Consider the following 13067-nt stretch of genomic DNA (forward strand, 5'->3'; position numbering starts at 1 on the left):
CGCACTCCGACGCATCGCGACAGATGTGCGCGGTGCGACGAAGGGGCGCCAACTATTTCTTGTCTTTGCCCTTGGCTTCCTCAATCCGGGTCCGGATTTTTTCGCGGCCGGCGATCCACTCGGCATCGCTCAGCTTGCCATCGCCATCGGTATCGAGGCGCTTGAGCAGCTGCGGACGTTTTTCGGTGCGGGCGCGCATCGTGGTGTCCATCGCGGCTTTTTCGGCTTCGTCGAGTTTGCCGTCCTTGTTGGTGTCGAACTCCTCGAGCCAGGATTTTTGGCGCTCTTGAAGACGTTCGCGGCGGGCCTCTTTGTTTTCCTGGCTTTCCATCAACATCGTTTCCTTCACGGCGGCGACCTCGGCTTCATCGAGTTTGCCGTCTTTGTTGGTGTCGTAACGCTTGATGATCTCGGCATCACGGGCGGCGGCAGAATCGGGTTCGGCAGCGTTTGCGGATACAAGAAATTGCGTTGCTGCGAGGAGGGACGGGAATAGAAATGCTGCTTTCATGGAATTGATCGGGGTGGCCTGTTCTCGTGTCTGTATCTGGCGTGACGCCTGATCAGATGCCCGGTTACAGCCGCTCCCGCAACCCAAGCCCTTCGCGATCCCCGTCTTCTTATCATGTATCAGGTCACTTTTTCCGAGCAGAGCATGCTGGAACTCAACAAGCTGGATAAACTCCAGCAACTTGAAGCCATTGAGCCGATCAGCTCGTTGAAGCCGGCCGATCTCGAACACCCGCGCGAGCCGCTCGGCACCTTCACGCGCGCCGGCCACACCCTCTACCGTCTGCGCGCCGGCGATCATCGGTTCTATTTCGAAACGCGCGGCACCGAGGCCATTCACGTCCTCTACATTTTGCACAAGAACTCGTTGGAAGACTTTTTGTTGCGCAATAAACTGCCTGTCTCCGAGAGCCAGCTGGCTGAACAGGATTCCAAGTTTTGGAAATACCTGGAGTCGCTCACCAAAAAATAATTTCTCCCGAAATGGCCAACGACACGCCCCCTCCCACGGATAACGAAGCGGACCCCTACTCGATCGAACAGGCCAGCCGGATTTACTTCCTGCCGAACCTGATGACCGCGGGTAACCTGTTCTGCGGTTTAGCGGCCTGCTTGCGCTGTATCGAAGCCAGTTTCATCGCCCGCGGCGCCGAAGCGGTCGGCGTAATCCCGCCTGAAGCGATTGCGCACTACAAAGATGCGATTTGGTATATCTTTGGTGCCATGGCCTTTGACGCACTTGATGGCCGTCTCGCCCGCATGGGCGGCAAGGAATCGCTGTTTGGAGCGGAATTCGATTCCTTGGCCGATGTCGTTTCGTTCGGCCTGGCTCCGGCGCTGATGGTGTTTTTCCTCATCATCCGTCCGGCGGGTGGCGACCAGACGCTTTTGAGTGTCGGTGGTTTGATCGGCTTTATCTACCTGCTGTGTGCGGCCATCCGTCTCGCCCGCTTCAACGTCATCACCCACCCGTTGCTCCAAAAACCGGGTTCGAAATCCGCCAATAAAGACTTCATCGGCCTTCCGGTCCCCGCGGCCGCCGGCACGGTGGCCGCGTTGATGCTTTTCCTGCTCAACCTACTATCAAACGATAAGTCATTGCAGTGGATTACCTTGGGCCTTCCTCCGCTGTTGCTTTTAGTGGCGATGCTGATGGTCAGCACGGTGCGTTATCCGAGCGGCAAGCAGATCGATCTGCGCACCAAGACGAAGCTCACGACACTGGTCCTCTACGTCGCAGTCGGTGCGGCGGTCGTGCGTTTTAAGGAATACGGCATGATCATCGTGTGCTTGGGCTACATTTTCTACGGCCTCGCGCGTCACTGGCGCCGCCACGGTCCGATCAAGCGCGCGCCCCTCGTTTGAGGAGTTGTGAACCGTTTCGCGAGCAACCCACCAATAACCCACCAATAACTTTCCCGTTGCGCATAACCCCTGGTTTATTGGTTTCCACGAACTCGGTTTTTCACGTCACCAATCGACCGGTTTTACGAGCAGCGAGACCGAGTTGTGGCAGTTACTCGCAGAGCATAATAAGAGTGATAACATATATATTGAGTTAGGTTTCTTTTATCCTTTGTTAATTTCCGCCTTTCCCGTCTCCTCTCCCTTCCGCTTTACATGAAATTCAAGATCAACCGCGATCACTTCAGCAACGGCCTCGCCCAGGTTCTCAACGTCGTTGGCTCCAAGGCTACGATGCCGATCCTGAGCAATGTGCTGATCGAAGCAGAGAAGGACTACATCTCTCTCACCACGACGAACCTCGACCTCGGCATCCGCTGCAAGATCAAGGCCGAGGTGAAGGAAGGCGGCTCGGTCACGCTTCCCGTGAAGCGTCTCGCGACCATCGTCCGCGAATTGCCCAACGTCGACGTCACCTTCGACTCCACGCCCAATCATCAGGTCAAACTCACCTCGGGCGGCTCCACCTTTAAAATCGTTGGCATCGGCAAGGAAGAGTTCCCCCCGCTCCCCGAATTCGGAGACGACAAGAGCTTCACCCTCGAGCAGGCCGAGCTCACCTCGATGCTCAAGAGCGTGTCCTACGCCCAGTCTTCCGATGAGACGCGCTACATCCTCAACGGCGTTTATTTCAACTTCCGTGACGGCAAGTTGAACCTCGTCGCCACGGACGGCCGCCGCCTCGCGCTCATTTCGAAGGAGCTAGAGGTTCCCGCCGAGAGCGCTGGAAGCATCATCCTGCCCGCCAAGACCGTTTCCGAGCTCACCCGCATGCTGGACAAGGGGGAGAAGCTTAAAATCGCGTTTAATGACCGCCGCGCGTCCTTCCAGATCAACACCGACAAAGACTCCAGCGGTCTCGTTGATTCGATCTACCTCTATTCGAAGGTCGTCGAAGGCAACTATCCCAATTACCAGCAGGTCATCCCCAAGGAGACCCACCAGCGCATCAAGCTGGAGCGCGAGTTGTTCCTCCAGTGCGTGCACCGCGCCGCGCTGGTCACCTCCGAGAAGTCCAACTCGGTGAAGATCAAACTCACCAGCAACCTGCTCGAAATCACCGCACAGAGCCCTGATTTCGGCGAGGCGCACGAGTCGATGGCGATCGCCTACAGCGGCCCCGATCTTCAGGTCGCGTTCAACCCCTCGTTCGTCATCGATCCGCTCAAGGCATTGACCAAGGACGAAGTGTTTTTCGAGCTAAAGGACGAAGTGAGCCCCGGCGTGTTCAAGACGCTGGAAAGCTTCATCTGCGTCATCATGCCGGTGCGCCTGAGCTGATCCGCTGATTCGCCCTGATTTAAAGGCCGAGGTTTAACGACCTCGGCCTTTCTCATCCATGAACCCCGACTATCCGCTCCTCGCAGCGATTGTGCTTTCGCTGGTGCTGTGGCAGCTCAACCAGAGCCGCGGTTCACCCGTGATCGCGATTTTCAACCGGTGGTTGCGGTGGTTCATCTTTGCTTTTGGCGGGGCGGCGATCTGCCTGGATCTGGGTTGGGCCGACCGGCCTTATCCCGTGATGGTCGCGGCGTTTTTCCTGCTCTGGTTTCTGATTGAGACGCTTTACAACTGGCTCGCCATCCACGCGCTCAGCGTGAGTCCGCTGCCGTTGTTTCCCCGGTTCACGGCCAACACCTCGGGCGAAGAATGGCCGACGCATCCGCGATTGCTGAAGATCCGCGACTGGCTTCGCGCCAATGGATTCAAGCAAGTGCAGGCGCTCAAGGCCGAGGTCGGCCCGAGTGTTTATCTGCGTGTCTCGATTTATCAGGATGCCGATGCCAGCACGCGTCTGCAGATCACGTTTATCCCGCAGGCCAATGGCGCGTTGTCCGTGTGCTACAGTCTCTCGACCAACACGGTGAGCGGCTATCGTTACGTGACGGATAATCTGCATCTGCCCTTTGGCGGGTTTTATCCGGAAAACTGGTTGGTGAGGCGCAACCTGTGGCGCCGTTCGTTGGCGGGTCTGGTGAAACGTCACCGAAACCGTCTCGCCGTGGGCAACGAGCTCGTCGTGCCGTGGACCACGGATCCGTTGACGGATTTAAATGCGCAGCAGCGTGAATTGGAGCAGGTGAACACGGAGCTCGGTTTCCTGTTCCCGCAGGCTGAACGCGAAGAGCACGGCAAAATCAGCCACGAAGGCCGCTACCGCGTCTGGAAGGAATATTGGATGATCAGCTACTTCGGCCGCAGCGTGCGGTATTGAGCCGTGTGCTGTGGTGTCGGACTATCTGGCTGATGTCGCCGGCCAGGTGAGGTCGAGCGGGCGGCCGACGTTTTCGCCGGAGCCTTGGCCGCCGTCATCGATGCCGTTTTCACCTAAGCTCCAGATGCGCGCGCGCAACGGGCTGGTCTCATAACGCAGTGCTCCGTCGGAAAACGGATCTGCGGGTGCCGCGGGGATGAGCCGCGCTTCGATCAGTTGCTCCCATGTCGCAGGATGGCCCAGACGGCGCCACGCGAGCAAACCGGTGAGTGCGCTGCGTTGGGCTTCGCGGCGAAACACATGGGCGGACAGTGGCTCCCATTGGGACGTTGTGATGACCAGAAAAAGTTTCCCGACGGGATTTTCGATGGTGGCGACGATGGTATCCGCAGCTTTGATACGTTCTTCGGTGGGTGGTGCATCCTCGGTGGCGTAAATCAGGAAGGCCCCGAGCTCGTTGGCATACGTGCGTAAGCGGGTGTGGGTATGCAGTGCACTGAATCCGCGCGGATGGCGGCCTGCGGCGAACGCATTGATCCAGCCGCCGATATCGTCGGCGGATGCCTGCAAGGTCGCACCACGGTCCAGAGGATCGCGTGAAGGCACGGTGAGCGCGCGTTGACCTTCCTCCGGTGCTTCCGGCGCGGCCATGCCAAGAGAACCGATGCTGCTCAGGAGCAGATTGACGTCGTGCGTCTTGGGCAGGCGATCGATGACGACTTGGGTGAAAAACGTGAACTCACCGCGAAAAGCGCGAATCAACGCCTGGCGTGCGAGCAAGGCATCAGCCTCTAATTCGGCCTGAAGAAGGGCCGCGGCTTCGGACGAAAGATCATCCTGGCGTGTGAGCCAGTAAACGCCGTCCAGGGAAATTTGCCATACGCCAGCCGCCTGGATCAGGGGAACGATACCTTCTTGAGCTTTAAGAAAAGCGCGCGCCAGCCGAAGGTTTTCCACGGCGGCATTGATCGCGGCGGGATGGTTTCCGGCGAGCCACGACGCTTTCAGTGATGCGAGCCGCACTGCCGCGAGTTGACGCAGAGGCTGGTGATCCGGGAAGGGCGTTTCGGGGCCGGAAATCGCAGGCAGCTGAAACGCTTCGCTTGGCTGCACAACGAGCTGGTTGAGCACGGGTGCGATCGAGTCCAGCCACGTGATCAAGGCGGCATCTTTGGCGGCGTCGGAATCTTCCATCGGCGATGTCAGAATCTGGAGTGACTCGATCAGGGCGAGGTCGTTGGGGAAGAGCTGCGGCAGCAGTGGACGCCAGCGATCCAAGGCGTTGGTGCCGGTGGCTAATTCGTGGCGCGGCAGCAGCCGGGTTTCCCAAGATGGCGTGCTTCGGTGAACGCAGCCATTCGTCAGCACACAGATCAACGCGAACAACAGGGCGAGGCGGCGCATGGGTTAAGGTGCCGCTTTCTTGCAAAGGGCGTCGAGACTGCTTTTGGTAAAAGCCTACTGCGGCGCCGGGTAAAATCCCGACGTCGCTTCCCTTAACCCTTCGCTTCCGGTTTCTATGAAACGTATCCTTATATCGTTATTCTTCGCAGCGCTCACCCTTGGTTCTTTGAATGCCGCCGATGCTAAATGGCTCACTAACTATGATGCCGCGGTTAAACAGGCGGCGGCCCAGAAAAAGCCGCTGCTCATCGATTTCACCGGTTCGGATTGGTGCGGTTGGTGCATCCGTCTGGACAAGGAAGTTTTCTCGCAGCCCGAGTTTGTGGATTATGCCTCCAAGAACCTGGTTCTCTTGAAGCTCGATTTTCCGCGTGAGAAAGAGCTGCCTGCGGCGCAGAAGGCGCAGAATGAAAAGCTCGCCAAGAAATACGAAGTCCAAGGCTACCCTACCATCGTCGTGCTTGATGCCACGGGTAAACAAGTGGGTGAGCTCGGCTATGAGAAGGGTGGCCCGACCAAGTGGATCGCTTCGTTGGAGAAGGTGACGAAGAAATAAGACCGCTTTTAAAAGCGTGCCCGATGACGGCATTTTAAAAGACGCTTCCGCTGTGAAGCGTCTTTTTTTGGACATAAAAAAACGCGTCCGGTAAGGGACGCGTTTGAAGAGCAGGGTTGTTGGGCAACTCAGCGCTGGCGGCGTTTGAGGGCGAGCTGGACGCCGGCGAAACGCACGAGGCTGTGAAGCGTTTCCTGTTCGGCCGGATCGAGGTGGGCCGACTCTTTGAGCTGGGCCTCGGCACGCTTGAGGGCGTCTTCGACGGCGGCTTCATCGATCTTCTCTTCGTTGATGGCGCGTTCAGCGAGGATCGAGACCTTGTCGCCTTCGACCTGGGCGAAGCCCGAGCCGACCGCGATGTAGTGCTGCTTGCCGTCCTTCGTCACGCACAGCTCGCCGTCGGCTACTTGCGTGAGCAACGGAATGTGTCCGGGAAGGATGCCGATTTCACCGTCCACGGTCGGGATGACCACGGTTTCGATGGTATCGGAATAAACCCGGGCTTCGGGAGTGACGATTTCGAGGGTGAGGGACATGGGCTGGGTCTTTCTCTTTCCTCTTTCGCTTTCCTCTTTCTCCCCCCTTTCGACTGACGAAAGAGAAAGATTAAGAGGAAAGCGAAAGATACGGATTACTTCTTCGCGGAAGCGGCGATGACTTCATCGATGCCGCCCTTCATGTAGAAGTCGCCCTCGGGGACGTGGTCGAGTTCGCCATCGAGGATCATCTTGAAGCCGCGGACGGTGTCCTTGACGGCGACGTATTTGCCGGGAGCGCCGGTGAACACCTCGGCGACCGCGAACGGCTGCGAGAGGAAGCGCTGGATCTTACGGGCGCGGTAAACGGTCTGCTTGTCCTCGGGGGACAATTCGTCGAGACCGAGAATCGCGATGATGTCTTGAAGATCCTTGTAGCGCTGGAGGACGCGCTGGAGCTCGCGGGTGACCTTGTAGTGCTCTTCGCCGACGATCGAGGGCTCGAGGGCCTTTGACACGGAAGCGAGAGGATCGACGGCCGGATAGATACCGAGCTCGGCGATGGAACGCTCCAACACGATGGTGGAGTCCAAGTGAGCGAAGGTGTTGGCGGGGGCCGGGTCGGTCAAGTCGTCGGCTGGCACGTAAACGGCCTGCACGGAGGTGATGGAACCCTTCTTCGTCGAGGTGATGCGCTCTTGGAGGAGACCCATCTCGGAGGAGAGCGTGGGCTGGTAACCCACCGCGGAGGGCGAGCGACCAAGGAGGGCGGACACTTCGGAACCGGCCTGCGAGAAACGGAAAATGTTGTCGATGAAGAGCAACACGTCCTGGTTTTTCTCGTCGCGGAAATACTCGGTCATGGCGAGCGCCGAGAGGGCGACGCGCATACGGGCACCCGGGGGCTCGTTCATCTGGCCGTAAACGAGGGCGACCTTGGACTCGCCGAGGTTGTCCTGCTTGATGACGCCGGCCTCGGACATTTCGTGGTAAAGGTCGTTACCTTCACGGGAGCGCTCGCCGACGCCGGCGAACACCGAGTAACCGCCGTGGGCCTTGGCGATGTTGTTGATGAGCTCGAGAATGACGACCGTCTTGCCGACGCCGGCACCGCCGAACGCACCGGCTTTACCGCCCTTGATGAAGGGGCAGATCAAGTCGATGACCTTGATGCCGGTCTCGAGGATCTCGGCCTTGGTGTCCTGGTCCGCGAGCGCGGGAGCGGCGCGGTGGATCGGGTAACGCTTGGTGTGAACAACCGGACCTTTGCCGTCCACGGGATCGCCGGTGACGTTGAAGATGCGGCCGAGGATGCCGTCACCGACGGGGACGGTGATCGGGTTGCCGGTGTCGACGACATCGGCGCCACGCACGAGGCCCTCGGAGGAGGACATCGCGATCGTGCGGACGACGCCTTCGCCGAGATGCTGCTGGATCTCGAGGGTGAGACGTTCCGGTTTTCCGGAGACAGTGAAGTCGACGGTCAGCGCCTGGTAGATGGGCGGGACGTTGTTTTCGGTGAACTGGACGTCAACGACGGGGCCGATGACCGAGACGATTTTGCCGATGTTGCTCATGGACGATAAAGGGTGGGTTGGGTTTGTATTTAAAATCTAATTACGCAGCGAACGACGAGGCGGCGATCTCCAGGATTTCCTGGGTGATGGCAGCCTGACGGGCCTTGTTGTATTCGAGGCTCAATTCGCCGACCAGCTTGGTGGCGTTGTCCTTGGCGGTCTTCATCGCGACCATGCGGGCCGAGTGCTCGGAGGCCTTCGAGGAAAGCACGAGCTGGTAGACATGGCGGTTGAGGTAGAACGGGATCAACGCTTCGAGAACCTTGCGGGGGCTGGGCTCGAAAAGCATGTCACGGTCGTCGCGCTTCGGCGTGGTGCCCGCCTCGGCGTGAACGTTCTCGATGAACGAGGCGAGGCTCGTCAGCGGGAGCACGGGGCGCACGGTCGGCTCCTGCACGAGGGTGTTGCGGAAGCGGGAGTAGATGACCTCGACGGTGTCGATCTCGCCGTCGAGATACTGCTTCACCATGAGTTCGACGGCGACCTTGATCTCACCGAACGGCACGCGGTCCTGCACGGCGAAATCGGCGACGAGTTCGCGGTGGGTGCGGGCAAGGAACTGGGCGCCTTTGCGGCCGATGGCGAAGAACTTGGCCGGCGTCTTGATCTCGGTGACGAGCTTGAAGAGGTTGGCGTTGAGGGGACCGCAGAGACCCTTGTCGGTGGTGACAAGGAGGATGCCGCGGGTCTTGATGTCGCGCTTGGCGAGGAAGACATTCTCAAGCTCGGCAACGCGGGGGGCGAGAGCCGCCAGCATGTCGGACATGAGCTGCGTGTAGGCGCGTCCGGCGAGGGCCGCCTGCTGCGCCTTCTTCATCTTCGACGCGGCGACGAGCTCCATCGCCTTGGTGATCTGGCGGGTGTTTTTGACCGACTTGATGCGCCGGCGGATGTCGCGTGTTGAGGCCATGGATACGGTGGGTGCGAAGGGTTAGAGCGAAAAACCTAGGCGCCGATTAGGCGGTGTAGGTGCTCTTCCACTCTTCGAGGGCGGCGACGATCTTGGCTTCGAGGTCCTTGTCCAAGGCGGCCTTGGTGCGGATTTCGGTGAGCAGCGCGTCTTTGCGGGAAGCGAAGAAGTCGCGGATCGAGACGGAAGCGGCGGTGACCTTCTTGATGTCGAGGCCGTCGTAGAAACCCTTTTGGAGGGCGTAGATGGTGACGGCCTGGAGCTCGATGGAGATCGGGCTGAAGGCGGGCTGCTTGAAGAGCTCAACGATACGACCACCGCGGTCGAGCTGGGCCTTGGTCTTGGCGTCGAGGTCGGAACCGAACTGGGCGAAGGCGGCGAGTTCGCGGAACTGGGCGAGCTCACCCTTGAGCTTACCACCGACTTGCTTGGTGACCTTGATCTGGGCGGACGAACCGACGCGCGAGACGGAGAGACCGACGGACACGGCGGGACGGATGCCTTGGTTGAAGAGGTCGGTCTCGAGGAACACCTGACCGTCGGTGATCGAGATCACGTTGGTCGGGATGTAGGCGGACACGTCGCCGGCCTGGGTTTCGATGATGGGGAGCGCGGTGAGCGAGCCCTTGCCGTCAAGACGGGCGGAGCGCTCGAGGAGGCGGGAGTGCAGGTAGAACACGTCACCGGGATAGGCTTCGCGGCCGGAGGGACGCTTCAGGATGAGCGAGATCTGGCGGTAGGCGACGGCGTGCTTGGAAAGGTCATCATAAACGATGAGGGCATCCATGCCGTTTTCCATGAACCATTCGCCGATGGCGGCACCGGAGAAAGGGGCGATGTATTGGTTGGCGGCGTTGTCGGCGGCGGGAGCGCCGACGATGCAGGTGAACTCAAACGCGCCGGCCGCCTCGAGGGCGTTGATGGTGCGGACGATGTTGGAGTTCTTCTGGCCGACGGCGACGTAGATGGAGTAAACGGGGCGGAACTTGGGATCGCCGGAAGCGAGGCCGACCTTGTTGATCTTGGCCTGGTTGATGATGGTATCGATCGCGATGGTGGTCTTGCCGGTGCCGCGGTCGCCGATGATGAGTTCGCGCTGGCCGCGACCGATCGGGATCATGGAGTCGATGGCCTGAATGCCGGTGAAGAGCGGCTGGTTGACCGATTTGCGGGACATGACGCCGGGAGCGATGCGCTCGACGGGGTAGGTCTCGGTGGCGCCGAGGGGGCCCTTGCCGTCCACGGGATTGCCGAGCGCGTCAACGACGCGGCCGAGGAGGGCCATGCCGACGGGAACGGAGAGGAGCTTGCCGGTGGTGGAGACTTCGTCGCCTTCCTTGAGCTGGGAGACGTCACCGAGGACGACGGCACCGACTTCGTCGGCACCGAGGTTGAGCGCGATACCGATCACGCCGTTGGGGAACTGCACCATCTCGTTGTAGGCGACGTCGGAGAGACCGTCGATCTTGGCAACGCCGTCGGCGACGGTGCGGATGATACCGGTGTTCTTACGGACGGCTTTGGAGGAAAGCTTCGCGATCTGCTGTTCGATTTGTTCGATGACCGTGCTCATGGGTTTTGTTTTTAGAAAGGGTTCGGAGGGAGAAAATCAGACGCTCTGGGAAAGGGTCGCCAGCTGGCTGGCGATGGACGACTCGTAGACATCGTCACCGATGCGCACGCGCAGGCCGGCGAAAAGATCCGGATTGGCCTTGGCGGTCGTGGTGACGGGGCGGTGGTAACGTTGGGAAAGAGCGCCGGCGATGGCGGCGAAGGTGCTCTCGCTGACCGGGCCGGCGTGTTCGACGACGGCGACGCCCTTGGCGATCTCGGCAGCCACCAACCGTTGGTAGGCTTTGAGGAGGGGCAGGCCGTTGGCGGCCTGGTTCTTCTCAACGTAGCCGAGCACACCGGCGACGCGCTCTTCGGAGAGACGGCCGTCCACGAGGCTCAGTTTGAAGAGCTGGCGGGCGAGCTGCTGAATCTGGAGTTTGCCGGTGGCCATGACGGGTGATTAAACGGTGGTGAGCTCGCGGGCGGCGGCTTCGTTGTATCCGGCGCGGTCGGCATCGGAAAGTTTCTTGGCGAGGACGCGCTCGGTCGTGGCAACGACGAGGCGGGCGATCTCGGTGCGGGCGTCGTCGAGCATCTTCTTGTGCTCAAGACCGATGGCCTGCTGGGCCTTGGCGAGCTGGGCGGCGGCGCGCTCGGTGGAGGCGGCGGCTTCGCGCTCGGAGAGTTCCTTGGCGGTCTTGCGGGCCTCGTCGATGATCTTGTTGGCGGCGAGCTGGGCGTCCTTGAGCTGGGTGGCGGCCTGGGCTTGCGCGGCGGCGAGCTGGGCGGCGGTGGCTTCGGCGTTCTTGAGGCCGGCGTCGATCTTGGCGTTGCGCTCGTCCATCGTGGCGATGATCGGCTTGATCGCGAACTGGTAGAGGACGACGGCGAGGATGGTGAAGCTCAGGAGCTGCATCCCGACGTTAACGCCGTCGATGCCGAACTTGGTCACAAGGTCGTGAACAAGGCCGCCCTCGGTGCCAGCGTGGGCATGGGCGTCGTGCGCGGTTTCAACGGCGGGATTGGCGGCGGCCAGAAGAAGGGAGAGCATGGCTTAAAAGACGAAGGAGGGAAAAGGGGTTGGCTCCGTGGCGGGTAAGCACCGCGGAGCCGGGACACTATACTAAGACTTACTTGGCAAGGAACAGCGCGAGGAGGCCGAGACCTTCAGCGAGCGCCATACCGAGAATGGACTGAACGAGGATCTTGCCGGACGCGCCGGGGTTGCGACCGACGGCTTCAGCGGCCTTGGTGCCGATGAGACCGACAGCGATGGCGGCGGCGATGAGGCCGGCAGCGGAAGCGATATTACCAGTGATTTCAGCGAGGAACATGTGTGTAGGTTTTGGTTGGTTTGGATTGCGTCCGGTGGTGCACGTTTGGTGTGGCGCGTGGGCCCGTGGTCACCCTCAGACAAAGTGGGAAACTTAGTGGGCCGCCTCCTTGGCGTGACCGTGATCGGAACCGTGTTCTTCGTCGTGGTGGTCGTCGCCGTGGTTGCAGATGAGGCCGATGTAAACGGCGGTCAGCAGGGTGAAGACGAGGCCTTGGACGAAGCCGACGAGCAACTCGAGGAAATAGAAAGGCGGCAGGAAGTGCATCGCGTGAAGGAGGTTCTCACCGCCGAACACGTTGCCGAAAAGACGCATCGAAAGAGTCACCGGACGGATGAAGATCGAAACGACTTCGATCAAACCGACGACGATGAAGACCAGCGAGAGGCCCCAATACATGGCGGGGGCGAGTTCCTTCTTGTCGGCCTTGTTGCCGAAGAGGTCTTTGATGAGCAGGCCGGGACCGGCGTAACGCATCACGATGATGAACCAAGCGCCGAAGGAAACCAGTGCGAGGGCGATGGTGCCGTTCAGCTCGGAAGTGTGAGGGCGTATCAGCGGAGTAATTACGTGGAAGTGTCCGGCCGCATCGGTCTGGCCCCAGCCGACCGTGCCGACAAACGGCAGCAGGCCCGACCAGTTGTGCAGAACGATGAACACGAAAAGCGTGAGGAGAACAGGGAACGCCATCGGCATGGCTTTCTTGCCGACGATGGGTTCGTAGAGATCACGAAGACCGGTGATGGCGTCTTCAACGATGGCTTGGCCGCGCGAGGGGACCAGCTTCGGTTTGCCGACCATCCAGCGAATAACGAGGATGATCGCGATGGTGATCACCCAGCTCGTGAGGATACTGTTGGTCACGGGCACGCCGAGGACTTCCTTAAGGGAGGAGGCGGCCTCGTGTCCGCCTTCAGCGGCGAACGCGGTCGCGCCTGATGCGAGCAACAACGTCGAAAGTGCGAGGGTTTTGACTGCGGACATGGGGGCGCGGAAGGGCAAGGCGTGAATGGAAAAAGACAAGACGTAGGCTGACGGTTTTGTGGTCGTCAACCCCTGAAATTAAG

General features: G+C 60.2%; 15 protein-coding genes. 5 read left to right on the forward strand and 10 right to left on the reverse strand.

The window, feature by feature from the left end:
• Positions 1-52: 52 nt before the first annotated feature.
• A complete protein-coding gene (locus tag FPL22_RS10825) occupies positions 53-511 on the reverse strand; it encodes an EF-hand domain-containing protein (protein WP_144353947.1) in 459 nt (152 codons plus the stop codon).
• Between the two features lie 114 nt (positions 512-625).
• Here FPL22_RS10825 and FPL22_RS10830 point away from each other — a divergent pair, with 114 nt between their 5' ends.
• From FPL22_RS10830 to FPL22_RS10845, 4 genes are all read left to right on the forward strand, one after another.
• Positions 626-982 (forward strand): type II toxin-antitoxin system RelE family toxin, encoded by a 357-nt coding sequence (locus tag FPL22_RS10830; protein ID WP_144230373.1) that lies wholly within the window; start codon positions 626-628, stop codon positions 980-982.
• A gap of 11 nt (positions 983-993) precedes the next feature.
• The gene (locus FPL22_RS10835) at positions 994-1875 is read left to right on the forward strand and encodes a CDP-alcohol phosphatidyltransferase family protein (protein WP_144230374.1); all 882 of its coding nucleotides are present in this window, start codon (positions 994-996) and stop codon (positions 1873-1875) included.
• 255 nt (positions 1876-2130) lie between these two features.
• The gene (dnaN, locus tag FPL22_RS10840) at positions 2131-3255 is read left to right on the forward strand and encodes a DNA polymerase III subunit beta (RefSeq protein WP_144230375.1); all 1125 of its coding nucleotides are present in this window, start codon (positions 2131-2133) and stop codon (positions 3253-3255) included.
• Between the two features lie 58 nt (positions 3256-3313).
• Positions 3314-4189 (forward strand): hypothetical protein, encoded by an 876-nt coding sequence (locus FPL22_RS10845; protein ID WP_144230376.1) that lies wholly within the window; start codon positions 3314-3316, stop codon positions 4187-4189.
• Positions 4190-4210: 21 nt separating this feature from the next.
• Here FPL22_RS10845 and FPL22_RS10850 read toward each other — a convergent pair whose 3' ends face one another.
• Entirely contained in the window at positions 4211-5593 is a 1383-nt protein-coding gene (locus tag FPL22_RS10850) for a hypothetical protein (RefSeq protein ID WP_144230377.1), read from the reverse strand.
• Between the two features lie 115 nt (positions 5594-5708).
• Between FPL22_RS10850 and FPL22_RS10855 the strand changes: the two genes are divergently transcribed.
• Positions 5709-6149: a thioredoxin family protein gene (locus tag FPL22_RS10855; RefSeq protein WP_144230378.1), complete on the forward strand. Its 441-nt coding sequence runs from the start codon at positions 5709-5711 to the stop codon at positions 6147-6149.
• A gap of 128 nt (positions 6150-6277) precedes the next feature.
• Here the strand turns inward: FPL22_RS10855 and atpC are convergent, their stop codons facing one another.
• From atpC to FPL22_RS10895, 8 genes are all read right to left on the reverse strand, one after another.
• Complete coding sequence (gene atpC, locus FPL22_RS10860) at positions 6278-6685, reverse strand: ATP synthase F1 subunit epsilon (RefSeq protein WP_144230379.1); 408 nt, start codon at positions 6683-6685, stop codon at positions 6278-6280.
• Positions 6686-6780: 95 nt separating this feature from the next.
• Positions 6781-8202, reverse strand: coding sequence for a F0F1 ATP synthase subunit beta (gene atpD, locus FPL22_RS10865; RefSeq protein ID WP_144230380.1), 1422 nt, complete (start codon positions 8200-8202; stop codon positions 6781-6783).
• Positions 8203-8242: 40 nt separating this feature from the next.
• A complete protein-coding gene (atpG, locus tag FPL22_RS10870; protein WP_144230381.1) occupies positions 8243-9112 on the reverse strand; it encodes an ATP synthase F1 subunit gamma in 870 nt (289 codons plus the stop codon).
• A gap of 46 nt (positions 9113-9158) precedes the next feature.
• Positions 9159-10685, reverse strand: coding sequence for a F0F1 ATP synthase subunit alpha (gene atpA / locus FPL22_RS10875; RefSeq protein ID WP_144230382.1), 1527 nt, complete (start codon positions 10683-10685; stop codon positions 9159-9161).
• Between the two features lie 36 nt (positions 10686-10721).
• Complete coding sequence (locus FPL22_RS10880) at positions 10722-11117, reverse strand: F0F1 ATP synthase subunit delta (RefSeq protein WP_144230383.1); 396 nt, start codon at positions 11115-11117, stop codon at positions 10722-10724.
• A 9-nt stretch (positions 11118-11126) separates the two neighbouring features.
• Positions 11127-11717, reverse strand: a complete 591-nt coding sequence (gene atpF / locus FPL22_RS10885; protein WP_144230384.1) for a F0F1 ATP synthase subunit B — start codon at positions 11715-11717, stop codon at positions 11127-11129.
• 79 nt (positions 11718-11796) lie between these two features.
• Positions 11797-12000, reverse strand: a complete 204-nt coding sequence (locus FPL22_RS10890) for an ATP synthase F0 subunit C (RefSeq protein WP_144230385.1) — start codon at positions 11998-12000, stop codon at positions 11797-11799.
• A 93-nt stretch (positions 12001-12093) separates the two neighbouring features.
• Positions 12094-12984: a F0F1 ATP synthase subunit A gene (locus FPL22_RS10895; RefSeq protein ID WP_144230386.1), complete on the reverse strand. Its 891-nt coding sequence runs from the start codon at positions 12982-12984 to the stop codon at positions 12094-12096.
• Positions 12985-13067: the final 83 nt, after the last annotated feature.

This window comes from Rariglobus hedericola (assembly GCF_007559335.1).
In the GTDB taxonomy this organism is placed as follows: domain Bacteria; phylum Verrucomicrobiota; class Verrucomicrobiia; order Opitutales; family Opitutaceae; genus Rariglobus; species Rariglobus hedericola.

Excerpts from the sequence above, each read along its gene's own strand:
- FPL22_RS10835 (WP_144230374.1), top strand. The coding sequence starts at position 994 with ATGGCCAACGACACGCCCCCTCCCACGGATAACGAAGCGGACCCCTAC.
- atpG (WP_144230381.1), bottom strand. The coding sequence starts at position 9,112 with ATGGCCTCAACACGCGACATCCGCCGGCGCATCAAGTCGGTCAAAAAC.
- FPL22_RS10880 (WP_144230383.1), bottom strand. The coding sequence starts at position 11,117 with ATGGCCACCGGCAAACTCCAGATTCAGCAGCTCGCCCGCCAGCTCTTC.
- dnaN (WP_144230375.1), top strand. The coding sequence starts at position 2,131 with ATGAAATTCAAGATCAACCGCGATCACTTCAGCAACGGCCTCGCCCAG.
- FPL22_RS10825 (WP_144353947.1), bottom strand. The coding sequence starts at position 511 with ATGAAAGCAGCATTTCTATTCCCGTCCCTCCTCGCAGCAACGCAATTT.
- FPL22_RS10845 (WP_144230376.1), top strand. The coding sequence starts at position 3,314 with ATGAACCCCGACTATCCGCTCCTCGCAGCGATTGTGCTTTCGCTGGTG.
- atpD (WP_144230380.1), bottom strand. The coding sequence starts at position 8,202 with ATGAGCAACATCGGCAAAATCGTCTCGGTCATCGGCCCCGTCGTTGAC.
- FPL22_RS10830 (WP_144230373.1), top strand. The coding sequence starts at position 626 with ATGTATCAGGTCACTTTTTCCGAGCAGAGCATGCTGGAACTCAACAAG.
- atpF (WP_144230384.1), bottom strand. The coding sequence starts at position 11,717 with ATGCTCTCCCTTCTTCTGGCCGCCGCCAATCCCGCCGTTGAAACCGCG.
- atpA (WP_144230382.1), bottom strand. The coding sequence starts at position 10,685 with ATGAGCACGGTCATCGAACAAATCGAACAGCAGATCGCGAAGCTTTCC.
- FPL22_RS10890 (WP_144230385.1), bottom strand. The coding sequence starts at position 12,000 with ATGTTCCTCGCTGAAATCACTGGTAATATCGCTTCCGCTGCCGGCCTC.
- FPL22_RS10855 (WP_144230378.1), top strand. The coding sequence starts at position 5,709 with ATGAAACGTATCCTTATATCGTTATTCTTCGCAGCGCTCACCCTTGGT.
- FPL22_RS10850 (WP_144230377.1), bottom strand. The coding sequence starts at position 5,593 with ATGCGCCGCCTCGCCCTGTTGTTCGCGTTGATCTGTGTGCTGACGAAT.
- FPL22_RS10895 (WP_144230386.1), bottom strand. The coding sequence starts at position 12,984 with ATGTCCGCAGTCAAAACCCTCGCACTTTCGACGTTGTTGCTCGCATCA.
- atpC (WP_144230379.1), bottom strand. The coding sequence starts at position 6,685 with ATGTCCCTCACCCTCGAAATCGTCACTCCCGAAGCCCGGGTTTATTCC.